The organism is Natronoarchaeum sp. GCM10025703, from assembly GCF_042661985.1.
GTDB lineage: Archaea > Halobacteriota > Halobacteria > Halobacteriales > Natronoarchaeaceae > Natranaeroarchaeum.
In genome coordinates this window covers 3,015,683-3,042,411 of sequence record NZ_JBHSZF010000001.1, presented here as the reverse complement: position 1 = coordinate 3,042,411, position 26,729 = coordinate 3,015,683, and the positions used below count along the sequence as shown (strand labels likewise).

At 63.5% G+C, this 26,729-nt stretch carries 26 protein-coding genes and 6 pseudogenes; 14 read left to right on the top strand and 18 right to left on the bottom strand.

What is annotated here, in order from left to right:
- Positions 1–100 precede the first annotated feature (100 nt).
- The gene (locus ACFQH2_RS17105; protein ID WP_377077013.1) at positions 101–424 is read left to right on the top strand and encodes a sensor histidine kinase; all 324 of its coding nucleotides are present in this window, start codon (positions 101–103) and stop codon (positions 422–424) included.
- A gap of 454 nt (positions 425–878) precedes the next feature.
- Here the strand turns inward: ACFQH2_RS17105 and ACFQH2_RS17100 are convergent, their stop codons facing one another.
- Positions 879–1,199, bottom strand: a complete 321-nt coding sequence (locus tag ACFQH2_RS17100) for a DUF7260 family protein (protein WP_377076950.1) — start codon at positions 1,197–1,199, stop codon at positions 879–881.
- A 170-nt stretch (positions 1,200–1,369) separates the two neighbouring features.
- On the opposite strand from ACFQH2_RS17100, the pseudogene ACFQH2_RS17095 reads away from it, so the two are divergent.
- From ACFQH2_RS17095 to ACFQH2_RS17070, 6 genes and pseudogenes are all read left to right on the top strand, one after another.
- Positions 1,370–2,393: pseudogene (locus ACFQH2_RS17095) on the top strand (PstS family phosphate ABC transporter substrate-binding protein).
- A 141-nt stretch (positions 2,394–2,534) separates the two neighbouring features.
- Positions 2,535–3,508 (top strand): annotated as a pseudogene (pstC, locus tag ACFQH2_RS17090) (phosphate ABC transporter permease subunit PstC).
- 1 nt (position 3,509) lies between these two features.
- The gene (pstA, locus tag ACFQH2_RS17085) at positions 3,510–5,270 is read left to right on the top strand and encodes a phosphate ABC transporter permease PstA (RefSeq protein ID WP_377055709.1); all 1,761 of its coding nucleotides are present in this window, start codon (positions 3,510–3,512) and stop codon (positions 5,268–5,270) included.
- Positions 5,267–6,097, top strand: a complete 831-nt coding sequence (pstB, locus tag ACFQH2_RS17080; RefSeq protein ID WP_377055707.1) for a phosphate ABC transporter ATP-binding protein PstB — start codon at positions 5,267–5,269, stop codon at positions 6,095–6,097. The genes pstA and pstB overlap by 4 nt, the downstream gene beginning before the upstream one ends.
- A gap of 2 nt (positions 6,098–6,099) precedes the next feature.
- Positions 6,100–6,771: a phosphate signaling complex protein PhoU gene (gene phoU / locus ACFQH2_RS17075; protein WP_377055705.1), complete on the top strand. Its 672-nt coding sequence runs from the start codon at positions 6,100–6,102 to the stop codon at positions 6,769–6,771.
- Between the two features lie 31 nt (positions 6,772–6,802).
- Positions 6,803–7,834 (top strand): PhoU domain-containing protein, encoded by a 1,032-nt coding sequence (locus ACFQH2_RS17070; RefSeq protein ID WP_377055703.1) that lies wholly within the window; start codon positions 6,803–6,805, stop codon positions 7,832–7,834.
- A gap of 1 nt (position 7,835) precedes the next feature.
- Here ACFQH2_RS17070 and ACFQH2_RS17065 read toward each other — a convergent pair whose 3' ends face one another.
- Entirely contained in the window at positions 7,836–8,198 is a 363-nt protein-coding gene (locus tag ACFQH2_RS17065; protein WP_377055701.1) for a group I truncated hemoglobin, read from the bottom strand.
- Positions 8,199–8,240: 42 nt separating this feature from the next.
- Positions 8,241–8,675 (bottom strand): universal stress protein, encoded by a 435-nt coding sequence (locus ACFQH2_RS17060; protein ID WP_377055699.1) that lies wholly within the window; start codon positions 8,673–8,675, stop codon positions 8,241–8,243.
- Between the two features lie 121 nt (positions 8,676–8,796).
- Here ACFQH2_RS17060 and ACFQH2_RS17055 point away from each other — a divergent pair, with 121 nt between their 5' ends.
- Entirely contained in the window at positions 8,797–9,786 is a 990-nt protein-coding gene (locus ACFQH2_RS17055; RefSeq protein WP_377055697.1) for an aldo/keto reductase, read from the top strand.
- 25 nt (positions 9,787–9,811) lie between these two features.
- Here ACFQH2_RS17055 and ACFQH2_RS17050 read toward each other — a convergent pair whose 3' ends face one another.
- From ACFQH2_RS17050 to ACFQH2_RS17015, 8 genes and pseudogenes are all read right to left on the bottom strand, one after another.
- Positions 9,812–10,360 (bottom strand): His/Gly/Thr/Pro-type tRNA ligase C-terminal domain-containing protein, encoded by a 549-nt coding sequence (locus ACFQH2_RS17050; protein WP_377076310.1) that lies wholly within the window; start codon positions 10,358–10,360, stop codon positions 9,812–9,814.
- Positions 10,357–10,947, bottom strand: a complete 591-nt coding sequence (locus ACFQH2_RS17045) for a hypothetical protein (RefSeq protein ID WP_377077035.1) — start codon at positions 10,945–10,947, stop codon at positions 10,357–10,359. Before ACFQH2_RS17045 ends, ACFQH2_RS17050 begins: the two co-directional genes overlap by 4 nt.
- Positions 10,887–11,054: a hypothetical protein gene (locus ACFQH2_RS17040; RefSeq protein WP_377077034.1), complete on the bottom strand. Its 168-nt coding sequence runs from the start codon at positions 11,052–11,054 to the stop codon at positions 10,887–10,889. The genes ACFQH2_RS17045 and ACFQH2_RS17040 overlap by 61 nt, the downstream gene beginning before the upstream one ends.
- Before the next feature lie 152 nt (positions 11,055–11,206).
- Positions 11,207–11,548, bottom strand: a pseudogene (locus ACFQH2_RS17035) (threonyl-tRNA synthetase editing domain-containing protein); the annotation flags it as partial.
- Between the two features lie 41 nt (positions 11,549–11,589).
- Positions 11,590–11,958, bottom strand: a complete 369-nt coding sequence (locus ACFQH2_RS17030; protein ID WP_377055693.1) for a rhodanese-like domain-containing protein — start codon at positions 11,956–11,958, stop codon at positions 11,590–11,592.
- 137 nt (positions 11,959–12,095) lie between these two features.
- Positions 12,096–13,121, bottom strand: coding sequence for a hypothetical protein (locus ACFQH2_RS17025; RefSeq protein ID WP_377055691.1), 1,026 nt, complete (start codon positions 13,119–13,121; stop codon positions 12,096–12,098).
- A 316-nt stretch (positions 13,122–13,437) separates the two neighbouring features.
- Positions 13,438–15,093 carry a long-chain fatty acid--CoA ligase gene (locus ACFQH2_RS17020; protein ID WP_377055689.1) on the bottom strand — a complete coding sequence of 552 codons (1,656 nt, stop codon included), beginning with the start codon at positions 15,091–15,093 and terminating at the stop codon, positions 13,438–13,440.
- Between the two features lie 188 nt (positions 15,094–15,281).
- Positions 15,282–16,136 (bottom strand): PspA/IM30 family protein, encoded by an 855-nt coding sequence (locus tag ACFQH2_RS17015; protein WP_377055687.1) that lies wholly within the window; start codon positions 16,134–16,136, stop codon positions 15,282–15,284.
- A gap of 52 nt (positions 16,137–16,188) precedes the next feature.
- On the opposite strand from ACFQH2_RS17015, the gene ACFQH2_RS17010 reads away from it, so the two are divergent.
- Together ACFQH2_RS17010 and ACFQH2_RS17005 are read left to right on the top strand one after the other, a co-directional pair.
- On the top strand, positions 16,189–16,788 hold the full coding sequence (locus ACFQH2_RS17010; RefSeq protein ID WP_377055685.1) for an alpha/beta hydrolase: 600 nt from the start codon (positions 16,189–16,191) through the stop codon (positions 16,786–16,788).
- A gap of 66 nt (positions 16,789–16,854) precedes the next feature.
- On the top strand, positions 16,855–17,427 hold the full coding sequence (locus ACFQH2_RS17005) for a hypothetical protein (RefSeq protein WP_377055683.1): 573 nt from the start codon (positions 16,855–16,857) through the stop codon (positions 17,425–17,427).
- 5 nt (positions 17,428–17,432) lie between these two features.
- On the opposite strand, the gene ACFQH2_RS17000 is transcribed toward ACFQH2_RS17005, so the two are convergent.
- Entirely contained in the window at positions 17,433–18,017 is a 585-nt protein-coding gene (locus tag ACFQH2_RS17000) for a hypothetical protein (protein WP_377055681.1), read from the bottom strand.
- Between the two features lie 107 nt (positions 18,018–18,124).
- The gene (locus ACFQH2_RS16995; RefSeq protein ID WP_377055679.1) at positions 18,125–18,502 is read right to left on the bottom strand and encodes a universal stress protein; all 378 of its coding nucleotides are present in this window, start codon (positions 18,500–18,502) and stop codon (positions 18,125–18,127) included.
- A gap of 183 nt (positions 18,503–18,685) precedes the next feature.
- Between ACFQH2_RS16995 and ACFQH2_RS16990 the strand changes: the two genes are divergently transcribed.
- The gene (locus tag ACFQH2_RS16990) at positions 18,686–19,639 is read left to right on the top strand and encodes a phytoene/squalene synthase family protein (protein WP_377055677.1); all 954 of its coding nucleotides are present in this window, start codon (positions 18,686–18,688) and stop codon (positions 19,637–19,639) included.
- Here ACFQH2_RS16990 and ACFQH2_RS16985 read toward each other — a convergent pair.
- The 3 genes and pseudogenes from ACFQH2_RS16985 to ACFQH2_RS16975 all read right to left on the bottom strand — a co-directional run bounded on the left by ACFQH2_RS16985 (position 19,640) and on the right by ACFQH2_RS16975 (position 23,007).
- Positions 19,640–20,307: pseudogene (locus ACFQH2_RS16985) on the bottom strand (carotenoid biosynthesis protein).
- A gap of 223 nt (positions 20,308–20,530) precedes the next feature.
- Positions 20,531–21,420 (bottom strand): annotated as a pseudogene (locus tag ACFQH2_RS16980) (prenyltransferase).
- A 24-nt stretch (positions 21,421–21,444) separates the two neighbouring features.
- A complete protein-coding gene (locus ACFQH2_RS16975; protein ID WP_377055671.1) occupies positions 21,445–23,007 on the bottom strand; it encodes a phytoene desaturase family protein in 1,563 nt (520 codons plus the stop codon).
- 136 nt (positions 23,008–23,143) lie between these two features.
- On the opposite strand from ACFQH2_RS16975, the gene ACFQH2_RS16970 reads away from it, so the two are divergent.
- Positions 23,144–23,929, top strand: coding sequence for a DUF5781 family protein (locus ACFQH2_RS16970; protein ID WP_377055669.1), 786 nt, complete (start codon positions 23,144–23,146; stop codon positions 23,927–23,929).
- 46 nt (positions 23,930–23,975) lie between these two features.
- Here ACFQH2_RS16970 and ACFQH2_RS16965 read toward each other — a convergent pair whose 3' ends face one another.
- Together ACFQH2_RS16965 and ACFQH2_RS16960 are read right to left on the bottom strand one after the other, a co-directional pair.
- Positions 23,976–24,590 carry a 30S ribosomal protein S7 gene (locus ACFQH2_RS16965; protein ID WP_377055667.1) on the bottom strand — a complete coding sequence of 205 codons (615 nt, stop codon included), beginning with the start codon at positions 24,588–24,590 and terminating at the stop codon, positions 23,976–23,978.
- 2 nt (positions 24,591–24,592) lie between these two features.
- A complete protein-coding gene (locus tag ACFQH2_RS16960; protein ID WP_238478078.1) occupies positions 24,593–25,021 on the bottom strand; it encodes a 30S ribosomal protein S12 in 429 nt (142 codons plus the stop codon).
- A 426-nt stretch (positions 25,022–25,447) separates the two neighbouring features.
- Between ACFQH2_RS16960 and ACFQH2_RS16955 the strand changes: the two genes are divergently transcribed.
- A complete protein-coding gene (locus ACFQH2_RS16955; protein ID WP_377055664.1) occupies positions 25,448–26,257 on the top strand; it encodes an inositol monophosphatase family protein in 810 nt (269 codons plus the stop codon).
- Positions 26,258–26,325: 68 nt separating this feature from the next.
- A pseudogene (locus ACFQH2_RS16950) lies at positions 26,326–26,682 on the top strand (EamA family transporter); the annotation flags it as partial.
- Between the last annotated feature and the right edge of the window lie 47 nt (positions 26,683–26,729).

Below are 26,729 nucleotides of genomic sequence, written 5' to 3'. Positions count from 1 at the left end.
TACCGAGACGGTCTCGCTTGCAGAGGTCTGTCGGACGGCGTGGAAAAACGTCGTTTCTTCGAGTGCCTCGCTCTCGATTCGGGAGGAAGACGCGGAGTTCGTGGCCGACCGCTCACAGCTTTTGCGCATCTTCGAGAACCTCTTCAGAAACGCACTCGACCACTGCAGTGACGACGTTTCGATCATCGTCGAGGCGCTGTACGACCCCTCGGGTCGGACGATCGGATTCGCTATCGAGGACGACGGCCCGGGCATCCCGAGCGACGAGCGTGACTGCGTCTTCGATACGAACTACACCATCGACGACGGAGGCTCCGGCTTTGGCCTCTCTATCGTCGACGACATCGTCGACGCCCACGGCTGGTCGATCGATATCATAGAGAGCGAGACTGGCGGCGCTCGCTTCGAGATCACCGGCGTTTAGCCGTCCGCGGAGTTCTGCGGAGGCCTCGCTGAGACGCGTTTCCGCGCGGTCGACGGATCGGTCGATCACTTCGGCGAGTCGTGCGTACACCGCGAGCAACGGAAACGTCGTCTCGCAGTGCTGGTAGAGATACTCCGCGAGACCGGTCATCGGGTCGGGCAGGTCGCGGCGCTGTCGTTCGAGAAACGCCTGTCGCTCGTCGACGATGTCGTCACACTGCTCGCGGAGTTCGAGCAGGCGGGTTCGGGTCAGCCGAAGGCTGTTGAACTCCATCCGCTCGATCGGCTGGTCGAGGATCGAGTCGATCTGCTGGATCATCTTCATGACGGTCTCTTCGGCCTCGTCGAGGCGGGCTTCCTCGTCGTCGATCAGCCGGAGTATCTCACCACGAGCCCTGATGGCCTCGTTCGTCGTGACGACGAGATTCCGCTTCAGTGGGGGATACAGCCCGCCCTCACCCGTCACTGCGGCGGCGAGTTCCTCGCCCAGCCTCGCCGGCCATGTGCTCTGGTAGCGACTCGTTGTAGGCCAGTTCGTAGTGTGGGACGTCCATCACGGTGTCGGCGTAGGCGTCACGCACGGATTGCAGGCCTGTCGACCCCGCGCCAGTGAGCGGGAACTGCTGGTGCCCCGCCCCCGGACTCGTCGTGTCGATCTCCGTGACGCGCTCTTTGAACGCTTTGAGCGCTTCGCGTTCGTCGCGCAACTGTCTGCGCTCCCGTTGCAGTGCTCGTCTCGCTGCGTCGATCGGTCCCGTCGGCGCGTTGACTCCCACAACGGTCGTAGGTCGGCGGGTAATCGATATAAACCTGTCCTCACTGCTGGGGGCGCTACTGCCACAAATATATAGCAGAATATAGTACTATTGTGAAGAACATATCGTTATGACATTAAATATATAGCTCATAGCAGCCTACTTATTACACTCTTTCATAGCAATAGTCGATGGCACAGAACCACTCGGGAACGGAGCACAGCGCCGGACGAACTGACAGCACGCGACGAAGTTTCCTCGCATCTGCGGGTGTCGTCGGTGGACTGGCGATGGCTGGCTGCCTCGAAAGTGAGGCCGACGAAGAAGCAAGCCTCTCAGGAACGATCGATGTCGCCGGATCGAGTACGGTGTTTCCCCTGATGAGCGCCGTCCTAGAAGTCTGAAAAGGAGTACCTCCCGGAGGAGTACCCCGACGCTGAAGTCGAAACCAACATCAGCAGTACAGGCTCGGGCGGTGGGTTCGCGGATCACTTCTGTCCCGGAAACACGGACTTTAACAACGCGAGCCGCCCGATCAAAGAGGAGGAAGAGCAGCTGTGTGCGGACAACGGCGTCGAATACATCGAACTGGTCGCCGCGACGGACGCCCTGACAGTCGTCGTCAACAACGACAACGACTTCGCGACGGAGATGACCGTCGAGGAACTCGCCCAGATCTGGGAGTCCGACGCGGCGTCGACGTGGAACGAGGTCAACTCCGACTGGCCCGAGGAACCGATCGAGCGGTACGGTGCCGCCGACACCTCCGGTACCTACGACTACTTCATCAGCAACGTTCAGGGCGAAGACCGTGGCCACACCGACGACTATCAGGCCACCGAGCAGGACAACACTATCGTCGAAGGTGTCTCGGGAAGCGAGTACGCCATCGGCTACTTCGGATTCGCGTACTACTACCAGAACCCCGACACGGTGACTGCGGTCGCAATCGACGACGGCGACGGTCCCGTCGAACCCAGCCTCGAAACTGCCTCTGCAGGCGAGTACACGCCGCTTTCGCGGAAGCTGTACACCTACCCCTCGATGGAGTCTCTCGGCAAGGAACACATCGCCGAGTTCTCCCGGTATTTCCTCGAACAGACCACCAACGAGGAACTGGTCGCCGGAGACGTCGGCTACGTGCCGAGTACCGAAGAGACCAAAGAGGCCCAGATGGAGACACTCGAAAACGCTATCGAAGAGGCTCAGGGATAACCCGCTGACAATGAAACGGTGTACTACCCGAAGTGGCGTCGGCAACTGTCTCCCCCGTCACTTCGATGCTGGCTCGGGGCGAAGGGTCCGACTCGACGGCACCGCCCCGAGTGACGCGAACCCGTCGCGAGGCGAGGGACGATGAGCGACGCGTCCGCGTCTCCGGATCTCTCCGGCTCTCGCGGTATCGAACGGATCCGCGAGAGCACGTATGCGGGGCTGTTTATGGCCTGTGCGGCGCTAACGATCTTTACGACCGTTGGGATCTTTCTGACACTGCTATCCGACTCCGTCGCGTTTTTCCTCGAGTATCCGATCAGAGACTTTCTGTTCGGTCTCAGCTGGAGTCCGAATCCGGCCGGTGGTAGTGTCGCGTTCGGTATCATCCCCTACTGATCGGAACTATCGTCGTGACGATCACTGCGGCGTTTGTCGCCCTACCGATTGGAACGCTGACGGCAATCTACCTCAGCGAGTACGCCACACCCCGCGCACGTTCGGTCCTCAAACCGATGCTCGAAATCCTGGCGGGCATCCCGACGGTCGTCTACGGCTACTTCGCACTGGTGTACGTCACACCCGCGCTCAAGGCGACGCTGTTCCCGTCGATGAGCACGTTCAACGCGCTCTCGGCGTCGCTGATGGTCGGCATCATGACCATCCCGATGGTCTCCTCGATCAGCGAGGACGCGATGAGTGCGGTTCCCGACAGCCTTCGACAGGCCGGCTACGGCCTCGGAGCGACGAAGTTCGAGGTCTCGACCGGAATCGTCGTCCCGGCGTCGATCTCCGGAATCGTCTCCTCGTACATTCTCGCGGTCTCGCGTGCGATCGGTGAGACGATGGTCGTCGTGGTCGCGATGGGGGCCCAGGCCAACCTGCCGGCGATCCGGAGCGGCCTGGGTGGTATTCCCTTCATCCACCCCGGCGACGTCCTGCTCGAACCGGGCATGACGATCACTGTGGCGATGGTACAGATCGTCGGTGGCGACCTCACCGGCGGATCGCTCCCCTACGACGCGATGTTCGCGCTAGGGCTTTCACTGTTCGTCGTCACGCTGACGATGAACATTATCAGCGATATAATCGCGGAACGCTATCGCGAGGAGTACTAATATGGCTGTTACTGACTCTACGACCGACTTCGAACCGGTGAGTCGACTGCGAGGTGTCGTCTTCGAGAAACTGTCGCTGGGCGCGTCCGTCTTCGGAATCGTTGCGCTCGCCGTGTTGCTGATCTACGTCGTCATCGACGCGTTCGATCTCACCGCCGCGTCGCCGGAATGGCTGCTGACGTTCTTCATTACGCTCGTCCTGCCCTTTGTCGCCTTCTCGCTGTACAGCGCGAACGACAGGACGTTGACCAGACAGATCGTCGTCGCGCTCGGCGGCGGCCTCGTCGCGACGGCAGTCCTTTTCTATGCCTTCGAGCTACTGATCAGACCGATCCCGCGGCTCTCCTGGCAACTCACATATCTGTTCGTCGTCGTTATCCCGACCACGGGCTACGTGGCGGTTGCCGGGACTCGAGAGCAGATGGGGCAGGTCGGATTCGGCGTCCTCGGCCGACTGCTCGGGGGCGCTGGCCTCGGCGGTGCCTTCGTGATCCTGTTCGACGTCTTCGACGCCCGACTCTGGTTCCTGACGTACACGATTGCACTCCTGCCGGCCCTTGGATTGTACGCGTGGGGACGGATTTCCGGCTCCCGACTTTCCGCCCTGACGCTCCCAGTCGCGATTGCGGGGACCGCCGCCGCCGTGTTCGTCAACCAGAGCATTTCGGTGTATCCGACGGCCTGGCCGATCTACATCTGGACCGTCGTGATCCCGGTCGCAGCGGCGACTGGGCTACTGTACTCCCGCCGACGCGGCCGGCGGGCCGGTCTCGCAATCGGAGGCTTCGTTCTCGTGTCAGTCGTCGTCGGTAGTCTCCTCGCGGGTGTGATGGGGATACCCCAGGGCAATGCGGCGCTGGTCCTGGTGACGACCATCGTTCCGACGACCGTTTACGCCGGGACGGTGGTCGATACTACTGCCGGTCGGATCGGCCTGCTCTTTCCGGTAGTACTCGTCGTGGGGACGCTTGCCGGCGCGACGCTGGTCAGCACCTTCGGTTTCCCGGCACCGGATCCGTGGATCGACCCATCCTACGTGACGAACAGTCCGTCGAGAACGCCGAGTCAGGCCGGTCTGTATCCCGCAATCGTCGGATCGGTTATGATCATCGCACTCGTTGCAGTGCTCTCGTTCGTCCTCGGGATCGGATCGGCAGTCTTCCTGGAGGAGTACACTGCTGGTAGCGGTATCGTCGGCGGAATCACGCGAGTGATCCAGATCAATATCGCGAACCTCGCGGCCGTCCCGTCGGTCGTCTACGGTCTACTGGGACTCGGCCTCTTCGCCAACGCGCTCGGCTTTGGTTTCGGGACCGTGGTGACCGCCGCGGCGACTCTCTCGCTACTGATCCTACCGATCACGATCATCTCGGCACAGGAGGCGATCCGGTCAGTGCCCGACGACCTCAGACAGGGGTCGTACGCGATGGGGGCAACCCGATGGCAGACGACGAAAAACGTCGTCCTGCCCGAGTCCTTCTCGGGCATCCTGACCGGGACGATTCTCGCACTCGGTCGGGCAATCGGTGAGACGGCTCCCCTGATCATGATCGGCGCCCCGACGACGGTGTTCAATGCGCCGGACGGCCTCTGGAGCCGTGCCAGTGCGATGCCGATGCAGATCTTCGCCTGGTCCGACTTCCCGCAAGAAGACTTCCGCTACGGCGTCGTGGCGGCCGGTGTCGTCACACTACTGGTCGTCCTGCTGGGTATGAACGCGACGGCAATCATCATGCGTAACCGGTCCGAACGAGATCTATGACAACGAACGAATCACTCATCACGACGAACGTATCGGTCGACGAACCGACTGAGCGGGCCGATCAGCCCGACCGGACTATCGTCTCGTCGGAGGCCCTCGACGTCTACTACGGCGACGAATGTGCCCTCAGCGACGTCTCAATCGAGATTCCGGAACACAAGGTAACGGCGATTATCGGCCCTTCCGGCTGTGGGAAATCGACGTTCCTGCGCTGTGTCAACCGAATGAACGATCTGATCGACGCCTGCAACGTCGAGGGGAACCTCAGTTTCCGCGAGAAGGGCATCTACGATGACGACGTCGACCCCGTTGCGCTTCGCCGGAAGATCGGGATGGTGTTCCAGAAGCCGAACCCGTTCCCGAAATCGATCTACGACAACGTCGCCTACGGTCTCCACGTACAGGGGAAAGCGGACGAGGTCGACCTCGACGACGCCGTCGAGGAGGCGCTTCGTGGCGCGGCCCTCTGGGACGAAGTCAAAGACCAGTTGGACTCGTCTGGACTGGCTCTCTCGGGCGGCCAGCAACAGCGGCTCTGTATCGCTCGTGCTATCGCGACCGATCCAGAAGTGATCCTGATGGACGAACCGACCTCGGCACTCGACCCGGTTGCCGCCTCGAAGATCGAGGATCTCATCTCCGACCTGGTCGAGGAGTACACCGTCATCATCGTCACGCACAACATGCAGCAGGCGGCCCGCATCTCCGACAAAACCGCTGTCTTCCTGACCGGCGGCAAACTCGTCGAGTTCGACGACACCAGCAAGATCTTCGAGAACCCCGAGCACCAGCGCGTCGAGGATTACATCACCGGCAAATTCGGATAACCATGCCACGAAACGACTACCAACGACAGCTCGAATCGCTTCGCGAGGACGTCCTCGACATGAGTGACCTCGTCGTCGGGCGCCTCGATACTGCGCTCGAAGCGCTGGATACAGGGGATGAGACACTCGCCGAGCGTGTCGTCGCCGGTGACGACGAGATCAATCGGCTCTATCTCGATCTGGAGGGTGAGTGCGTCGACCTGCTGGCGCTCCAGCAGCCAGTCGCGACCGATCTCCGGTTTATCGCCGCCTCGTTCAAGATTATCACCGATCTGGAGCGGATCGCCGATCTGGCGACGAACCTGGCCGAATACGCCGGTACGGTCGCGCACGATCAGACCACACGGTCCGAACTGCGAGAGATCGGCGAGGCCACAACCGAGATGGTCGAGACGGCGATGGACGCGTACGCTCGCGACGATACCGATGCGGCCTACGACGTCGCGGAGCGAGACGACGCGGTCGACGACTACTGCGAGCAGGCGAGCAGCCGGATCGTCCGGGACCTGCTCGAGAGCGAACGCCCGGTCGATGGCCCGGTCGAGTCGATGCTCGACGACGTCTCGACGCATCTGCTGACGATCCGGGACCTCGAACGCGTCGGCGACCACGCGGTTAACATCGCCGCCCGGACGCTGTACATGGTCGAGAACGACGACGAGTTGATCTACTGATCATGTCCCCAACTACACCGGGTGCCGGCCGATGACGGCGAACGCGAACGGGAACGCCGAACCGGTCGAGCGGAAGGTGCAACTTACCGGTGGTTCGACCTACACGATTTCGCTGCCCAAAGAGTGGGCGACCACGAACAACGTCGAGACGGGCACGCCGCTCGTCCTGTATCCGAGCGACGACCGTCTCGTGGCGCTCAAACGGACGGCACAGACCGGGGCTGATGCGATTACTATCGACATCCGCGACGTCGACCCCGAGGCGCTGAAGAAGACCCTCGAAACCGCCTACGTCACGGGCTACGACGAGATCACGCTCCAGTCGTCCACCTCGCTCACGCCCGAGCAGCGCCGCGCGGCCCGATCGGCCGTCAACGGCCTCGTCGGCGTCGAGATCCAGTCGGTCACCGAGGAGTCCCTGCTCGTCCACAGCCTGCTCGACAGTACGGAGGTATCGCTCCGCCAGACCGTCGTACAGATGCAACTGACCGCGCTCTCGATGCACGAGGATGCGATCCTGGCAATCGTCGAAGACGACGCAGAACTGGCACGCCGCGTCGTCGACCAGGACGACGATGTCGACCGCCTGTTCGCCCTGGTGAGTCGTCAGTTCCACCGCGGCCTCGCGGAGTTCCGCGAGATCGCCCAACTCGACGTGGACCGACAGACAGCGTTTGCTCACTATCGGATCGCCAGACAACTGGAGCGGGTTGGCGATCACGCCGAGAAAACCGCGGTCGTGGCGACGCGCCAACACGACGCCCCGCCCGAGCGATTCCACGAGGAACTCGTGGCGCTCGGCGATCAGTCGCGCGACCTGCTGCGGGCCTCGCTAGACGCCACGCTGGATGGCGGTTCGATATCGGATTTACAGGAGGTACTGGTCGACCGCGATACGGTCGTCGAGGACGTACGAACGCTGGACCGCTCGCTCTACGACGAGGAAGTTCCGGAGCCACAACTGCTCGCGAGTGTCCTCGACAGTATCGAGCGGATCGCCGAGTACGGCGCGAACATCGCCGAGACGGGTCTCCAGTCGGCGCTTCGCTCGGACGATCCGTAGGTTATTTTCCCAGAATGTCGCCTTTCGTTTCGGCGACGGCCGCCATCACCGCTTTTCGGTCCTCGTCGGCGATGTCGAACTCGCCCAGTGCATCGTCGAGATGGCCCGCCACCGCCGCGAACTCCCCCTCGTCGATTGCGAGATGCTCGTGGGCCCGACGCATGTTTTCACCCTCGTACCTGTCAGGACCGCCAGCTACGGCGGAGATGAACGCAGTCTGGTGTGCGCGCTGGCGTTCCATGTCGACCTCCTCGAAGTACGGTGCCAACTGGTCGTCCGCGAGCACGCGGTCGTAGAACTCCTCGACGACCGCACCGATCGCTTCCTCGCCGCCGAGTCGCCCGTACAGCGTCGTCTCGGTCATGGCACCGTTTTGGACTCCGGTCAGGAAACGTTTTCTCCGCGATTACTCGCCGATGCTCACGACCAGCACCGTCCGGTCGGCTTCTCTCACGACTCGCTCGGTGACGCTCCCGAGGTTCTCTAGCCGATCACGGCCCGTCCGGCCGTGGGTTCCGATCGTGACCAGGTCGATGTCGTGGCCGTCGGCGTAGTTCAGGATCTCCTTGTACGGCGTGCCATCGACGATAGCGGTTTCGAGTTCCAGACCTGTATCCGCGAGTCGCTCGGTGAGTTCCTCGATTGCCTCCTTCGCGTCGCCCTCCAGTCGTTCCTTGATCTCCGGTCGTTCGTCGTCCTCGGCCGCCAGATAGACCCGCTGGTCCATCACAGAGATCGCGTGCACGGTGGCGTCGTGGTTCTGTGCGATCTCGATGGCGTGATCGAGGGTCTGCTCGGTCCCGTCGCTTCCGTCGGTCGGCACGAGGATGTCGTCGTACATCTCCTGTCGATATTCTCCACAATTGTACGTGAATCTTGCCCCGGTGTCGGCGAATCCGATCCCGACCGTCCAGTCTGCCGCCGGACGAACCGTTAGGTGGGTGGCGACGATACTCGTGAGTATGAACAATCGACGACTCGGCAGCACTGGCTTTCACGTCTCTGAGATCGGTCTCGGCACCTGGAACATCGGCTCTGATTGGGGCGAGGTTCCGGCAGAAGAAGGCCGCGAGGCTATCCGAACGGCGCTCGACTCCGGGGTCGACTTCATCGACACCGCCGACGTCTACGGCGACGGCCGGAGCGAGCGCCTGATCCGCGAGGTGCTCGACGAGCGAGACGCTCACGACGAGGTGACCGTCGCAACCAAGGCCGGGCGGCGACTCGACCCGCACGTCGCCGAGGACTACGACCACGAGCATCTGGAAGACTTTGTCGACCGGAGCCGTGAGAACCTCGGCAGGGAGACGCTCGACCTCCTGCAACTGCACTGCCCGCCGACTGACGCGTACTATCGGCCCGAACCCTGGGACGCACTGGCCGCCCTCGAAGACGCGGGCAAGATCGATCACTACGGCGTCAGCGTCGAGCGCGTCGAGGAAGCGCTCAAAGCTATCGAGTATCCCGGCGTCGAGACGATCCAGATCATCTTCAACCCCTTCCGCCAGCGCCCGGCGGAACTGTTCTTCCGCGAGGCGAAACGCCGCGACATCGGCGTCATCGTCCGCGTCCCGCTCGCCTCGGGACTGCTGACCGGCAAACTCGACCGCGACACCGAGTTCCCGGAGGACGACCACCGAAACTACAACCGCGAGGGCGACGCCTTCGACGTCGGCGAGACGTTCGCCGGCGTTCCCTACGAGACGGGCCTCGAGGCCGTCGATGCGCTCCGCCCGTACGTCTCCGAGGACCTGACGATGGCACAGTTCACGCTCCGCTGGATCATCGACCACGACGCCGTCTCCGCAGTGATTCCAGGGTCGACCTCGGCCGACCACGTCCAGCAGAACGCCGCCGTCTCGGAGGCTGACCCGCTCACGAACACCCAGCACGGTGCCGTCCGGGACGTCTACGAGGAGTACGTCCACGACCACGTCCACCACCGCTGGTAGGCCGCCGCTCGCGTCCCGCCGTACGCTAGTCGTCTATCCGGCCGATGGCCAGTCGTTCGCTCAGTAGTAACGGGCCGCGGCGCGGAACTGCCCGCGAAAGCGGTGTCGACGAGCGGATCCGGTCGGCGACGTCCTCGGCGGTCGTCTCTCGCGTCGTCCCGTCCCGCGCGTCGGTCAGCCGTAGTTCGTCGCGCTCGTCGCCCCGGTCGCCCACGATGGCATACTGGGCGACGAAGTCGTCGCCAGCCGCGTCGATGCGCTCGCCGACCGTCCGCTTCCTGTCGTCGACATCGACGCGAACGCCGCGCTCTGCCAGCGTCGCCGCGACTGACCGACAGCGGTCGAGATGCCGGTCGGCGACCGGTACGAGTCTGACCTGCGTCGGCACAAGCCAGGTCGGAACCGGCGCGTCCCCGCCGAGAAGTGCCGCCAACAGTGCCTCGACCGTCCCGACCGGCGCGGTGTGGACGACGACGGGCGTCTCCCCGCGGCTCTCGACGCCGAACCGCGCCGGGCCGTCAACGTCGAGTCGCACCCAGCCAGCGTCGACGATGCCGTCTCCCGCGTCCGTCACGAACTCGACGGTGAACGGAGAGCCGACGGCACCGCGCTCGACGGCGACCGGCGCGTCTGCCCCTCGACGACGGCGTCGACCCAGGTGCCGTGCTGGTCGTAGAACGCGCCGGTGACGCGCACGACCGGCACCCGGTCGAGTCCGAGCGTCGAATCGAGCGCGTCGACGAGCGAGAGTCGGTCCTCCACGGTCGAGAGCGCGGCGTCGATATCACCGACCGCAGTGTGGGCCTCCGGGAGCGTCGCGGTTCGCGGTCCCGACGGCCCGTCTCGCGTACACGTCCCGACCTCCCAGAGGGTCGCCGGTAGTGCGTCGGCATCGAGCGAGGTGTCCGCGAACGCCCAGAGATGGCCGGGACAGAGCGCTCGTCGGCGCACCGTCTCCCCGCCCGTCCTCCAGCCCTCCGCCGCGAGATGCTCGCGAACCGCTTTCACTGCCGGATCGTAGCTCTCCGGCGTCCGGATCGGCGTCGCTCCCACCCCCTCGAACTGGTCGTCGAGCAGCGCCCGGACGCACGCACGCATCGTCACACCGCGCTGGTTCCACCGGAGTTCGCCGTTCGCGGCGATGCCGTCCTCGGCTGCCACTTCCTGCTCGACCAGGACGCGCTCGACCCGACTGCCGCGCCGTGCCCCCGTCTCCCGTCCGCGACGATCGGTTCGAGTCGTGGTGGGATGTCGGTGTCATCGGCCATCGGATGCAGCACGTCTCCACCGTCCGCCCCCCGTCGACGACGAACCACTCGCTCTCGCACGCCGTCGCTGCCGCCCGCTCCTCGCCGGTGAGCCGTCGGGAGCGAACCGAGTACGGATGCCCCTTCGTCCGGACGTCGAGTTCGAGATGCCAGCCCGCAGGCACGCGCTGGACGTCGAGTCCAGCGACCGCTGCCGCGATACCGTCGAAGACGTCCTCGACGATGGCGGGATCGGCCGGATCGTCGACCAGATGCGGTGTCGGGACGAGTGCGATCCGGTCGGTGTTGAGTTGCTCGCTCGCCGCGCGTAGCTCCTCTGCCGCCGCCGCGACGACTGACTCGAGTCGCGCGCTATCGCTCGCCTCGACGCCGACGAACGCGCCGACGCACTGCTCGACGGTCAGGCGCTCGGGATGCTCGTCGGGCTCGGTGTCCGCCCGCGAGTGGACCGGCACAGAGGAGAGCGATTCGACGTGGACGGCGAGCAGTCGCATACCGATAGCTCGGCTGTCGAGGAAAAAAGCGTGCCGACCCGCTATCGGCGCAGTCGCCAGAGCAGCGACCGTAGCTTGTAGCCGATAGAGCCCGTCTGATAGCCGTTCCAGCCGCTCATTCCACCGGCAAGCGTGCTTGCCGAGTACCCCTCGTCGTTCAGGAGCCCCGTCGCCCGCTTGGCGACGATGCCCATCTTGCAGACGACGACTATCTCCTCGTCGTCCGGTAGTTCGTCCAACTCCGCGCGGAACGACGACTCGTCGCCGCTCCGGAGGTCGTTGTACACCGGCACGTTATAACTGCCCGCTATCGAGCCCGATTGGTAAGCGTCGCGAGGGCGGATGTCGAGGACGAACGGTTCGTCGCCGTCGAGCCGGTCATCGAGTTCGTCCGGGTACGTAGTTGACACGTCAGCGTGTATGGGACCGCCGGAAAAAAGCGCCCGGATCCTCCGGGCACAGCAGTCCCCGCGGTTTGCCGGAGCCCCTCGGCATCGGATCCCCGGAACCGGACTGACCGATCAGGTCGGCGTCGCTCTTCGTGACGTCACTCGTCGAACTCGTACTCGCGATCGGTCTCCCGGAGGATGAACGTCCCGATGGCTAGTGTTCGCTTTGCGACGGTCGTGATCCGGAGGACGAAGGCGATGAACACGACGAACGGGGCGATACCGACGACGAAGCCCGCACTGATGAGCCAGACGAGATTGTCGATACCGAGCGTGGCTCCGGGTAGCGTGCTCGCATCGACGTACATGAGCATCGTCCCCATCACGGTCAGTGCGGGAATCGCGATGTACAGCAGCGCGCGCGAGAGGTTGATCAGTTCCCACTGGAAGTACAACGTCTTGAAGTGCTCGCGGGCCGGCCCGAAGAACTTCAGCACCTCGATCATCTCGTCCATTTCCTCGGTCGCCTCGTCAGACAGCGATTCGGCGTGCTTGGAACGGAGCTGTCGTGCTCTGCTGATCTTCCAGGAGTAGTTAAAATCGAGCGCGCTCCAGATCACCTCGAAGGTACCGAACTCTGCCCCCTTGAGGTTCGCTTTCACGGACTGGGCGTTCCGAATGACGTTGTCTGCGTACTCGTCGATCGTTTCTTCGAGTGTCTCGTCGCGCTCGTCTTCGATCTGCTCTTTGAGTCCGTTTGCCCGCTCCTCGATACTGTCGAGTAACACGTAGAGGAACGCGGACGGCTCCGCCGGACTCGTGCCGTCCTGGATCGCCGCTTCGACGTCCTGACGAAACGCCATTGCCTCGCTCATGCGCTCGCGCTGATCGCCGACTGCGCCCAGTTCCTGTGAAAGCACGAGTTGGTTGATCGTGACGACGATCGACGTCCCGGTGATGATCGCTCCGATGAACGCCGAGAAGATCCAGTGGTTCGCGTTGGCGCTCGCTACGACCGTCCGGAGCGGGCTGAATCCGATAGTACTCAGCGCGACCAGTGCGACGTAGACGATCACCAGGATCGCACCGACCAGCGCCCACCGCTGTACCCTGAGGAGGATCCAGAACCCGACACCGCTGCCACTGACTCGCTCGTGCATCGTGTCGCTTGGTTCCGAACTCATCTATCGTGGTGAGTGTCGGTTGCTGAATCCAAAAATGGACAGTGCGAGAAGCATTCGGCCGTCCCGGTTCGAGTCACCCACCGAACAGTCGTATCACCAGTCCGATCAGTATCAACAGGATTCCAGCGACGACACCGGCGCCGGGGAACGGAAATGGCAGCGGAACAATTGCGAGGACGAGTCCAAGACCGATGAGTATCGTTGAAAACCTGACCATGGCCCATGCGCAAACCACGACGCCCGCAGTAGTAAGTCTGTGTGGCGCTTTGAGAGATGGCGGAACCTGCAGCGGAAACGGCCCCGTTCTCGGCGGGCGTCAGTCGTCCTGGTCGGGGGCGGCCTCCTCGGGCGGCTCTCCTTCGAGGAGTTCCTCGCTCTCGAACCCCTCGCGGAGGTCTTTCTTCGAGAACTTTCCGGTCGCAGTCTTCGGAATCTCGTCGATGAACTTGAACCCGTCCGGGAGCCACCACTTCGGATACTCCGCTTCGAGCATCGATCGTAGCTCTTCGACGAGACGATCACGCGAGACGTCCGACGCGGTGACGACCATCGCGACGGGACGCTCCTGCCAGCGCTCGTGTGGCACGCCGATGACGGCGGCTTCGCTCACGTCGTCGTGCGCCATGATCGCGTTTTCGAGTTCCTGCGAGGAGATCCACTCCCCGCCGGATTTGATCACGTCGTCGGCCCGATCGACGATCTCGATGTACCCGTCCTCGTCGACGGTTACGATATCCCCGGTTCGCAGCCACTCGCCCTCGAAGTCCGTCTCGTTCGCTCTGGGTCGGTTGTAGTATTCGGTCGTGATCCACGGGCCGCGCACGTACAACTCGCCGAAGGCCTCGCCGTCCCACACGATCTCCTCGCCGTCGTCGCCGACGACTCTGAACTCCAGGCCGGGGACGATGAGTCCCTGTTTCGCCCGTTTCTCGAGTTTGGTCTCGGCCGACGCGTCCGCCAGGTCGTGCTTGATGGTCGCGACGGTCCCGACCGGCGACATCTCGGTCATCCCCCAGGCGTGGAGGACGTCGACGCCGAGTTCGCCGAACTGCTCGATGACCGCCTTCGGTGGGGCCGCACCGCCGATGATGATGTACTCGAGCGTCGAGAGGTCCACGTCGTTGTCCTCGACGTACTCCAGCAGATCGAGCCAGACCGTCGGCACTCCCGCTGCCATCGTCACCCCTTCCTCCTCGATGAGCCCTGCCAGATCCGCGGGCTCGGGTGCCGGACCGGGGAACACCTGTTTCGCGCCGGCGGCGGCCGCCGCGTAGGGCATCCCCCAGGCGTTGACGTGGAACATCGGTACGACCGGCATGATGACGTCCGAATCGTCGACGCCCAGCGCCTGGGGCGTCAACATCGCCATCGTGTGTGACCACATCATCTGCTGGGTGTACTCGACGCCTTTCGGCATACCGGTCGTCCCGGAGGTATAACACATCCCAGCACGGCGCTCGCCGTCGAGGTCGGGCCACTCGTAGGCCGCGGGCTGGTCCCCAACGAACGACTCGTAATCGACCATCGGGCCGAGGTCGACGTCCGGCACCGCCTCGCCCATGATCACGAACTGCTCGACGCTCTCGAAGGCCTCGGGGTCGTACGCCCCGGCGAGTTTCTCCGCGAGTGACGGGTCCACGAAGAGGATTCTGTCGTCGGCATCCTCGACGATATGCTGGATGTGACCGTCCGGAAGCAGGGGGTTGATCGTGTGGAGCTGTGCCCCCATGTTCGGGACGCCGAAGTACGTCTCGAAGTGTCTCGCCGTGTTCCAGCAGAAGGTCCCGACCCGGTCACCCTTCGAGATGCCAAACTCGTCGAGTGCGTTCGCCAGTTGTTTCGTCCGGTCGGCGTACTCGTCGTACGTGTATCGGGTCACGCCCTCCGGGGTTCGAGCGACTATTTCGTGGTCCGGATAGATGTGCTCGGCACGCCACAGGAACGGCGACAATGTCTGATCGTGTCCACCCATGGCTGCAAATTTATTATTAATAGTTATAAATGTTTGTGGGCGAACTCGGAACGGAGTGGCCGTTCGACCAGACGACTCGTGCACGCCCCGACCGACTGCGCCGCCGTACTGGCCGGGACTTCTATCGAACCGATGTAGGAACTGGTCGGTACGGGATCGGTTGAGGCGTCTCCCCGTCTGGAGGTCGCTTACTCCTCGTCGTCGCGGAGTTGCTCTAGTTCGTCGTCGATCTCGGAATCGGCGATTTCGGCCTCAACGTCGACGTCCTCTTCGAGTTCGGTTTCGAGATCAGGCTCCGCCACCGACTGTGGCTCCTCCTGCGTCGTCTCTTCGGCCTCCTCGGTCTCCTTGCCCATATCGGATTTGAGCGTCTCTAGCTCCGAGTCGACGGTTCCCTGCGTGTGGACGTCTTCCAGTTCCCGCTCCAGATCGTTCTTGTCCGAAAGCTGATCCTCGAGGACGCCCTCGTCCTGGAGTTCGTCCAGGGCGGCCGAGCGCGCTTCGAGTTCTTCGGTGTTCTCCTCGGCTCGCTCGATTGCTCGGCCGACGTCGCCGAACTGGTCGCCCGCGCCCGTCACGGCTTCGGAAACGCGGGCGCTGGCCTCCGCGGCCTCGTGGCGGGCCTTGATCGTCTCCTTTTTTGTTCGGAACTCCTCGATGCGTTGCTGGAGGGTCTCTTTCTGCTCGACGAGTTGGTCCTGTGTATTCTGTAGATCGGCGATCTGGCCCTCTAGCTCCTCGATCTGGGTCATCTTCGTCTTCTTCTTCTCGAGGGCACGCCGGGCGAGGTCCTCGCGGTCCTGCTTGACCGCCTGTCGGGCCTGCTCGTTGTGTTTCTCGACGTTGTCCTCGAGTTTGCGTTTTTGCATCTCCAATCGCTTCTTCTGGGTCGTCAGATCGGCGATTCCCTTCTTGACGTCCTGTAGTTCGTCACGAAGTTGCTCGTACGAGTAGTCCAGCGTCTCGCTGGGATCTTCGGCCCTGTTGAGCAGGGCGTTTACTTTCGATCGGATTACGTAACTTGCGCGCGAGAGCACTCCCATACCTTTCCTGTGTACCGCGTGATTAAAAACATCACCGACGTAACCGAAATGCATGCCAGAATCGGTACTCGTTCCCGGCCAGCGCGACGTCCGCGGGTCGCTCGATCAGGCCGGTACGGGAAGCGACGCCGTCGTCGTTGCCTGCCCACCCCATCCCGAGCATGGGGGGACGCGTCACGACGCCAGACTGACGGCGGTCTCGGACGCGCTCACTGGTGCCGGAATCGACTGCCTGCGCTTCGATTACGGGGCGTGGGACGAGGGCCACGGCGAGCGAGAAGACGCCCACAACGCGGTCGCCTGGGCGCGCGAGCGCTACGAGCGCGTTGGCCTGTTCGGCTATAGCTTCGGCGCGACCATCGCGCTACTCGCGGCCGTCGAAGCCAACCCTGGGGCAGTCTCCGCTCTCGCCCCCACGGCTTCGCTTGCACCCGACCTCGATGCTGTACCGGCACTCGACGCCATCGACGCGCCGGTGCAGGTCGTCTACGGTGCTCGCGACGCGACCGTCGACTGGGAACCGGTCGTCGAGCGCGCCCTGGAACTGGATCACCGGACTGACGAACTCGCCGCGGACCACTTCTTCGTCGGCCAGCACACCACGGTCGCGGATCGCGTCAGCGCGTTTCTGGTCGATATCGTTGCCCCGTGAGCGCGGCGACATGCCAAATCGCGTGACGCCACAACTTCAACTGCGTGGGACGGCTACTCGGTATCAATGCCTCCTACTGATCCTGCCGAGACTGCGCCATCCGACGCGGCCGACTCCCCAACCGACGCATCGCCCGAAACGGATGCCGAGAAACCAGCGGCGGCCCTCGCGACGTTCGTCGAGCGCGTCCTCGACATGAGCATCGACGACCTCGATGCGACGGCGACGGTTACGGGGCAGGACCCGACGCCAGGCCGGCAACTGCTCTCGCTCGTCGCCGACGCCGACTCGGCGACCGGCGTCCTGCCAACCCTTCCGATGTCACTGCTCGACGGGGCGGACGGTTTCGACGGCCTGCGGGCCGCGCTCGTCGTCACCGGTGCGGCCCGCGAGCGCCTCGACGGGCCTGCCCTCTCGCTCGTCGAATCACGCCTGGCCGGCGAGGACGTTACGCTCTACGGTCACGACGGCGACGCCCCCATCGGCCTCCTGTTGCTGGACGACGTCGCCGTCCTCTGTGCGTTCGATGCTACCGGCGAACCGGGCGCGCTGCTCGTAAGCCGCGCCCCCGAACTCCGGGCGTGGATCGCCGAAAGCTGTAGCCGGTATCGGGACGAATCCGACGTTCTGGTCGGATAGACCGCTCAGGCCGTCTCGAACTCGTCGAGTCGTGCGTCGAGCCACTGCTCGACGGCCGTGGCCGTCTCCTCGACCGTCGCCCCGGTCGTATCCACCAACTCGATACCCGCCTCGTCCGCGTTCTTCCGGAACCACTGGTTGAACTCGGCCTGTTTGTCCACATCGGCCCAGTAACTATCGCCCTCCCAGCCTGCCCGGTCTCGGAGGCGCTCGGCCTGCACGGCATCCTCACAGACCAGCGCCAGATAGTGAGAGTCGCCGAAGTAACGTCTGTTGGTTAACCCCTCGACGTTCTCGGGGACGCCAAGCCCCGTTGTGAACAGCACCGGTGGAACGCCCGACTGTGCGACTGTCCGGCAGAGTCGGAGCACGTACTCGTTGAACGTGGCCTCCTCGAACGCGCAGTCCTCGTGCGCGATACCGTCGTCCTCCAGCAACACGGCATCGACCCGCCCAGCAAGCATGCGACGGATCGTCGACTTGCCCGTCCCGGCCGCGCCGGTGACGATACAGAGGGGTGGCTGGACGAAGGACCGCTCGTGGCCACACTCGGGACAGACGACGAGCGACTCGTCCGATCGAACGGTCATATCGGCGCGCTGCACCCGGCAGGCCGGACAGACGTGAAGCATACTGGGTGAGTTGGGGCGCGTCGGAAAGAAGATATCGGCACTGGCGCCGGCGGTGGGTCGCGACGCTACAACTCCTCCAGCGGGACCACGACGACGGGCCGCGAGGACTGGCCGAGCAACTCAGAGGCGACCGAACCCATGCCCTGGTCGGCACCGGGTTCGCCGCTCCGCGGGCCGATGACCAGTTCGTCGACGTCGTGGTCCCCGGCGCTCGCGAGCAACTCCTCGACGGGGTCGCCGGTCCGTTGCTCCGTCTCGACGTCCGCGATGGCACCGAGGCGGACCGTTGCGACGTTGAGTGCCTCGCGGCCGTCCCGCGCGTCGTCGTCGGCCGACTGAACGTGAACCGCCACGACAGTATCGCCCGCTCCGGCCCGCCCTTCGAGGTAGTCGCAGGCGCTTGCGGTCGTGTGTACCGAGTCCGTCCCGAGAAGATAACGCATGTGTGACAGGGACACGCTCCTCGTTCCTAAACCCGCCGATATATTCCCCGGGAACGGGCCATTTTTGATCGTCGCGCCACACAAATAATTATACGCCATCGCTCCTGAGCGGGTTACACGAATCTAACATGTTCGCCCGACTCGATGATCTCAACGTCGTAGCCGTCAGGTCTCCCACGTAATATGGTCGATAGCAAACAGATTGAACGAACGAAGGCCATCCAGCGCCGAACCGGGCGGACGTTCCATGTCGCAACGCGATTTCTGCCCGAGCACGCGCGACATCCAACGTACGTCCTCTACGCGTTCTTCCGGGTGGCCGACGAAGTGGTCGACGATGCCGGAGATACACCGGCAGAAGAGCAGGCCGCACAGCTAGAAGCGTTTCGCGAACAGGCACTCGGCGAGAGCGAACCGGAGGGGCCAGTACTCGAAGCGTTCCGTGACATCGCCGTCGAACACGACATCTCCGAGAGCGAGATAGACGACTTCATCGACGCGATGAAGACGGATATCTACAAGAGTCGCTACGAAACCTACGCGGAACTCGAAGAGTACATGCGCGGGTCGGCTGCCGCCGTCGGCGTGATGATGACCGAGATAATGGATCTCGATCAGCCAGAGGCCGCGCTCCCGCATGCCGTCGCGCTCGGGGAGGCGTTCCAGTTGACGAACTTCCTCCGGGACGTTCGCGAGGACGTGATCGACCGGGACCGCATCTACCTCCCGTTAGAGACGCTCGAAGAGCACGACGCGTCGGTCGAGGACGTCGAAAACCTGGAGTTCACGCCCGAAATCGGGAGTGCGATCCAGTCCGAGATGGCCCGGACCGAGGCGCTCTATCAGGAGGGGGTCGCCGGAATCAAGTATCTCCCCGAGGACTGCCAGTTCCCCGTCCTGCTGTCGGCAGTTCTGTACGCCGACCACCACCGACTCATCCGCAAGTGTGGCTTCGATACGGTCTCGAACGAACCGGACCTGAGTATGGCCCGAAAGCTCTGGCTCGCGGCGCGGACCCGCTGGCACTGGCAGTGGAACCGTGATCCGGAAGCCGTCTTCCAGCGTGTCAGCTCTATTTCGGCAACCGACACGCCGCGACACGACCCGGATCGGCCGGACACCACGCCAGCGCAGTAGCTACTGTTCGATCGGTTGTTGGGGCGTCGTTCTCGTCAGGCCGGCAAAGTCGAACCAGTCCGCGCGGAACAGTGCCACCAGCAGTGCTGCGGCCAGCGCGACCGGAACGAGGTTGCCGAAGTAGAGATTGACCAGTCCCCAGAGAATGCCGAAACTGATCAGATCGTCGAGTACGTACTCACATCGGTCGAGACGTCGGTCCAGGGCGTCGGCGTCGAACGATAGCGTGAGCACGCCGACCGCGACGATGCCGGAGATAAGCCACCCGACGTAGTTCTGCACCGGCACGTCGTAGTACGCGCCGCCGGCGTCCCAGCCCCAGAAGCCGAGCGCGACCGCACCGGGGTCGAGCACGAGATCCATCGTGATGACGACGAGCAGGACCGACAGGAACCGGATCGGTAGCGACTCCATCCGGTCGCCGAGCATCAGCGTACAGAGCAGATAGCTGTTGAGCAGGATGGGGAAATAAAACACCGGCAGCGCGATTGGGACGGCGTCAGTAGCATCGGCCCGAGTTCGATCAGGTACTCGAAATCGCCGTAGGGGAATCCGGTAGTCACCCCGAGAAGTTCGATCCCCCAGCTAAACCCGACCAGCCCCGAGAGCCCGGTAGCGACCCGTCGATTGATCAGCGGTGCAAGCCCGCCGATCAGCGGGAGTCGCATCACCATCACCGCGCCCAGCAGGAGAAACGGATTGAACGCCAGCGACCGCGGCACCACGCCTTCGGCCGCAGCGATCAGCAGAACGGTCCCGACGAGGGGAAGGTGATCGCTATCGTCACACGGTTGTCCCGGATCAGCGAATCCAGTCTCCCTTCGACAGCGCGTCGCTCCATTACCCCGTACTCCGGTTGCATGACACATCAACGAACCGCTTCGGCGCGCCCTACATCGGCGGTGCGATTTCCCAGAGTTTCCCCATCGTCAGCACCGCGCCGACGGCAGTGTTGATCACCGGATACCACCAGTATGCGCGGTCGACGGGGACCGACGAAAGCCCGATAGCGGCGACGAGCACCGGATAGACGGCGAAGACGGCACCGAGTCGGGGATCCAGCAGTCCAAAGGCGACTGCGGCCAGTCCCCAGACGACGGTACAGTAGCCGTAGGTCGTCCGCTCGCCGAGTAGCGTTGCCGTCGTCTGGATACCGGCGCGTCTATCGGGTTCGATGTCGGGAATCGCCGAGAACGTATGCATCGCCATCGCCCAGAGCCACGCCCCGATAACGGCGATTACGGGCGGCTGGCTCCCTGCAACCGTCGCGTACGCCGCCATCGCGGGGACGACGTAGAGCCCGTTCGAGAGCGAGTCGAGCAGCGGCGTCGTCTTGAATCTCGCCGGGGGAGCGCTGTACTCCGCGCCGAGCAGGACGAACAGGCCGATCCAGGGCCAGGCCGCCGCTGGCAACAGCAGGGCGGTCGGAATCGCAGCACGCCACAGAGCAAAACGGCGTAGACGACGAAACGCTGGCCGCCCCAGCGCGCCTCGCGGCCGCCATCGTCTTTCTTGGGGTTTTCGGCGTCGATTTCGGCGTCGTAGACGTCGTTGATGCCGTAGAGGAAGACGTTCGCGGGCACGAGAAAGTACGCAAAGAGGGCGACCAGCACGGGCGATACGAGTGCGGACAGTTCCGACGCCCCGTAGACGCCGCCGACGGCGACCGGCCCGGCCAGATAGAGCCAGAACCGCGGCCGCGACAGCACGAACAGGTAGCGTAACCGCTCGCCGGGCGTCTGCTGGTTCGCCGCACCGCCAGTGGTCGTGGTCGGAATCACGTCGTCTGAGTCACGTGTTTCGGATCACTTAGTCGCGTCGCCGTAATCCTCGATCAGTTTGTTCGCGGCGTGTTCGCCGCTGATCAGACACATCGGCACGCCGATACCGGGGTTGGTGTACGATCCCGCGAAGTAGAGGCCGTCGACCTTGCTGGAACGGTGGTTCGGCCGGAAGACCGCGGTCTGGGTGAGCGTGTGGGCCATCCCCAGTGCCGTCCCGTCGTAGCTGTTGTACCGCCCGGCGAAATCGGAGACGGAGAATATCTCCTCGACGACGATTCGATCTCTGAGTTCCGTCCCGGTGTTCTCGGCGATATCGTCGAGGATGCGGTCCCGGTACCACTCGCGAGTCTCCTCGTCGTCGTCGAGGCCGGGCGCGATGGGCACGAGCGCAAAGAGGTTGCTGTGACCCTCCGGCGCGACGGTATCGTCGGTCTTCGAGGGGACACAGAGGTAGTAGGCGGGGTCGTCGGGCCACGCCGGTTCGTCGAAGATCTGCTCGAAATGCTCGTCCCACTGCGATGGCAGTACGAGCGTGTGGTGTTCGAGTTCGGGTACGTCGCCCTCGACGCCGAGATACATGAGAAAGGCGGAGGGAGCGTAGGTCTTCGACTCCCAGTACTCCTCGCTGTACTGGCGCTTCTCGGGCGGTAGTAGCTCCTGCTCGGTGTAGGGCATGTCGGCGTCGCTGACCACGTAGTCGACCTCTTCGCCGCCCGTCTCCGTCTCGACACGGAAGCCGCCCGCGCGGCCCTTGATCTCCGTGGCTGCCTCGCCGGTCCGGTACTCGACGCCGAGGTCGTCACCCAGTTCGATGATCCCGTCGACGACGCCGCCGATCCCGTTTTCGGGGTACCAGACGCCGAGGTTGAAGTCGACGTGGCTCATCAGGTTGTACAGCGCAGGCGTGTTGGTCGGCGACCCGCCGAGGAAGACGAGCGTGTACTGGACGATCTGTTGCAGTTTCGGATGGTCGAAGTAGTTCTCGACGTGGTCCTGCATCGATCCGATCAGCGAGAGGCCGCGCGCGTTGCGCAGGACATCCATGTCGATCCAGTCGCGGAACCGGCTACGGTCGGTGTAGACGAACCCGTCCATTCCGACACGGTAGTTCTCGCGTGACTGGTCGAGATATCGGTCCAGCGCCTCGCCAGCGCCGGGTTCGTAGGACTCGAACAGCGCCTTGTTCTGTTCGATGTCGGGGACGAGGTCGATGACCTCGCCGCTCTCGCGCTGGTGGCGGTTGGGGACGTCCTCGACGCTCTTGGAACCGGAGAGTGAGGTCTCGCCGTCGTCCTTGAAGAAGATCCGGTAATGGGGGTCGAGCCGTTCGAGTTCGTAGAACTCCTCTGGCTCCCGATCAAAGTAGCCGAAGAACCGCTCGAAGGCATCGGGCATCAAATACCACGACGGGCCCATATCGAAGTGGAAGCCGTCGCGGTCCATACGGCTTGCTCGGCCCCCGAGTTGCTCGTTCTTCTCGAAGACGGTGACATCCGCACCGGCATCAGCGAGGTAACAGGCAGTGGAGAGGCCGCCGAACCCGCTTCCGATTACGGCGACAGACTGTCCCGATAGAGGTTGCATACTCGGTGGGTAGGGCCGCCCGATTGTAAATGCTCCTGACAGGCACGGTCTCTCCGGTACTCGAACGGATTACTGCTCCGGACTGCTCCGACCTCGCCAACAGCCTCATACCGCTCCGTTCCGTGCTGAAGTAGACATGGAACTGAACGTACAGGGAGCCGCCTCGGCCGCCCCGTTTCTCGGGGCACAGGACCTGTTCGAGACCGAACACGATCTCGCCCGACCGGTCGAGGTGTACGTCCGCTCGAACCCCGACGAGCGAACGTGGACCTCCCACTACGACGACCACCACGTCCTGAACATCTCCGAGCAGGCGGCGACGAGCACGATGGCTCGCGAACTCGCTCTCCACGAACTCTCCCACATGTTACGCCACGAGGAGGGCCACCCATCTCACGTCCAATCGACCGAGGAAGTGCTCTTTCTCGCGCTCGCAGGACAGAGCGTCGAGCAGCGGACGCTCACGCACTGCTATCAGATCGCCAACCACATGAAGGATATCTACGCCGATGACATCACCCTCTCCGTCGGCCCGACGAACAAACTCGTCGCCTTCTTCGAGTCGAAACTCGCCGCCGCGCTCGCCGACCAGCCAGGGGCCGCCCCTGCAACCCCCGAGGTGCGCTTCGACGGTCACCGCGAACCAGCGCGACGACTCACCGCGGCGTCGGATACGGAGATGACCGTCGTCAACGCCGCCTTCGCGCTTGCGCTGCTGGAGCGCCACGACCTCGTCGAGGCCGACCATCGCCTCTACGACCTCGCGTACGCGGCGGCCCGGGACGCGCCCGGAATCGAACTGGAGGGGTTCAAACGCCGATTCAAGGACCTGCAGGACGACCCGGACCCAAGTGACTACCGGAAACATCTCGTCGACGCCACGCGGGCCTACGCGGCCGGGAGCGACCAGGCCGCCGACTGAGTCTTGCCAGTAGCGAACGAACAAAAACGAAGAAGCGAGAGTAGAGTTACCTTGCGGCGGCGGCGACGCGTTCCTTCTCTTCTTTCTGACTGACTGCGTACGTGTTGACGTCGTTGTTTGCGGCGCCGATAAGCTGGTTCGCGAGCGCCTCCTCGACGTCGATCGTCGTCTTGAACGAGGAGCCGTAGACGCCTTCTGCGATGACCTTCAGGGCCTGATCGACGCGGCGCTGGGGCGCGACGTCGACGGCCTTGGGGACGGAGATGCCACCGTACTTCAGGCGGACGGTCTCCTCACGCGGGGCGGCGTTCTCGACGGCCTGCACGAGCACCTGGATCGGGTTCTCCTCGGTGCGCTCGTGGATCATCTCGAAGGCCTCTCGGGTGATGTTGAGAGCCTGCGTCTTCTTGCCCGTGTTCTCGTCGGTCTGCATCAGACGGTTGATGAGTCGCTCGACGATCGAGATCTCGGATTTCTGGAACTGCTTGCCGGCGTGTCGACCCATCGTGTGGGCGACCGGCGTGACCGTGATGTACCGTTCGGTGCTGGGGTCGGAGTAGCTGATCCCCGTCACGTCCCACTCGCCGAACAGTTTGGCGACTGCGCTTTCGTCCTCGGTCTCGATTGACTCGTCGGCGTCGGATTGGTCTTCTGCCGCCATGATTATCGAACCGGTTTCTCCGCGTTTCCGCGCACGAGTTCGATCATCGAGACGCCGTTGACTTTCTCGACCTTGTAGTTAACGCCGGAGAGGTCACCCATCGCACGACCTTTCGCACCGCCGATCCCGGCGATGGTAACTTCGTCGTGTTCGTCGATAAAGGAGATTGCGCCGTCGCCGGGACAGAAGGCCGTGACCTGTTTGCCGTTCTTGATCAGCTGGACACGGACGCATTTCCGGATCGCAGAGTTGGGCTGTTTCGCTTCGATGCCCACTTTCTCCAGAACGATACCTCGACCCTGTGGAGCGCCCTCCAGTGGGTCGGACTTCTCGCCGAGGCCGCGCTCGCGTCGCGCGTACTCCGAGTCGGACCACCGTGCGCTCTGGCGGTCTTTCTTTATCTTCCGCGCGGCGTATTTGCCGTTTGCCATAGTACACCCGACTACCCGATGGAACCACTTAAGCATCCCCTTTTATCTCCGGAGTTACGGCGTGAGGTGCCTCGACAGGGTGTGATAAAGCGATCTGAGACCGTTGTATGGTCGTAGCGGTTCGCCTCGGTCGTGAAACGAAACGGTTCCTGTCGGGGCTATCCGATCACAAGCGAGTCTCGGATCGGCCGCCTTACGGCGACTTAGTGGCTTCGGCGTCGAAGCCCTGGTCGGACGTGTAACCCTCCCCGAACTGTAACGTAGTAGAACTGACCCGTCAGTCCCGATACGTTCGAGTACGTTCGAGTACTATCAGCTCATTGTAAGATATTTGTACCCGCGGGGGACTCTCCTTCGCCATGGACCAACCACTGCTCGGACAGTCGATCGATCTGAAGCCAGTCCCGATCCTAACGGGGAACGGCGATGTCTGAACGCGTCGATATCGGGGCCGTGGCGACCGCCGCGGCAGCGGCCGGCGCACAGGTCGCGGCTGCCGGTTTCGAGGCCGACCTCGACGTCGATATCAAAGGTAATGGCGAGGGCCCGGTCGGCCCGGCGGATGTCGTCACCGAAACCGACCGGGAAGCACAGCGCCACGTCGTCGAGGTTCTGACCGACCGGGATCCCGCGGCGACCATCGTCGGCGAGGAAAACGACGCCGTCAAAACGGTCCCATCGACGGGGCGGGCGTGGGTAATCGATCCGATCGATGGCACGTTCAATTTCGTCCGGGGCCTCCACTACTGGACGACAAGCGTCGCGGCGACTGTCGACGGCGAGCCAGTAGCCGCTTGCAGCGTACTCCCCGCGATTGGAACGACGTATCACGCGGAGGAAACGGGCGCGCATCGCGACGACGAGCCGATCACCGTCAGCGAGCAGTCGGACGAACGATCCGCGACAGTCGCCCCGATTATTCCTCCGTCCTACGGTGAGCGCGAGACGTACGTCGAGGGGCTGGGAGCGGTCTTCGAACGGTTCGGGACGACACTCCGGCTCTGTAGCGCGCAGGCGACGTTCGCGCTGATCGCAGACGGGAGTCTCGACGCCGCGGTAACGCCACAGCGACCGAACCCTTGGGACAGTCTCGCCGGAGCACACCTGGTTCGTCAGGCCGGCGGCGTCGTTACTGACCTCGACGGCGACCGGTGGACCGCGGATAGTGATAGTATGGTCGTCTCGAACGGTGCAGTGCACGAGCAGTTACTCGATGCTGCACAGGGGTTGCGGTAGTCTGTGCTGTCGACTGACGCAGGCTGCTACCCGCTGGCCGCTGGCCCGATAGTCCCGAGGCCGATATCGTGAGCAACGGCCTTGCGCTGTCCGTCGCCGGAGCCGTGATACTGGGTAGCTATGTCGTAGCAGTCAAACGATACTTCGACCACTACCCGCCGACGCTGTTCGTCGGAGCGACCTACGCTGTCGGCGTTACGTGGTATCTCCCGATAGTATTACTGACGACCCCCGTCGCTGCGGTCGTCCCCGTTGTCGGGCCACGTGGCGGCATCGTCCTGCTCGGAACGGCCGGCTTCACCGCGCTTGCGCTATTTACGTTCTACAGGGCGCTCACGCTCGGCGACGTCTCCTACGTTGCACCGATTAGCAAGATTGTTCCGGTGTTTGTTCTGCCACTGGAGGTGGTGTTGCTCGGGCAGTACCTTTCGGTCCTGCAGGTCGCGGGCGTCGTCGTCGCAACGTTCGCAGT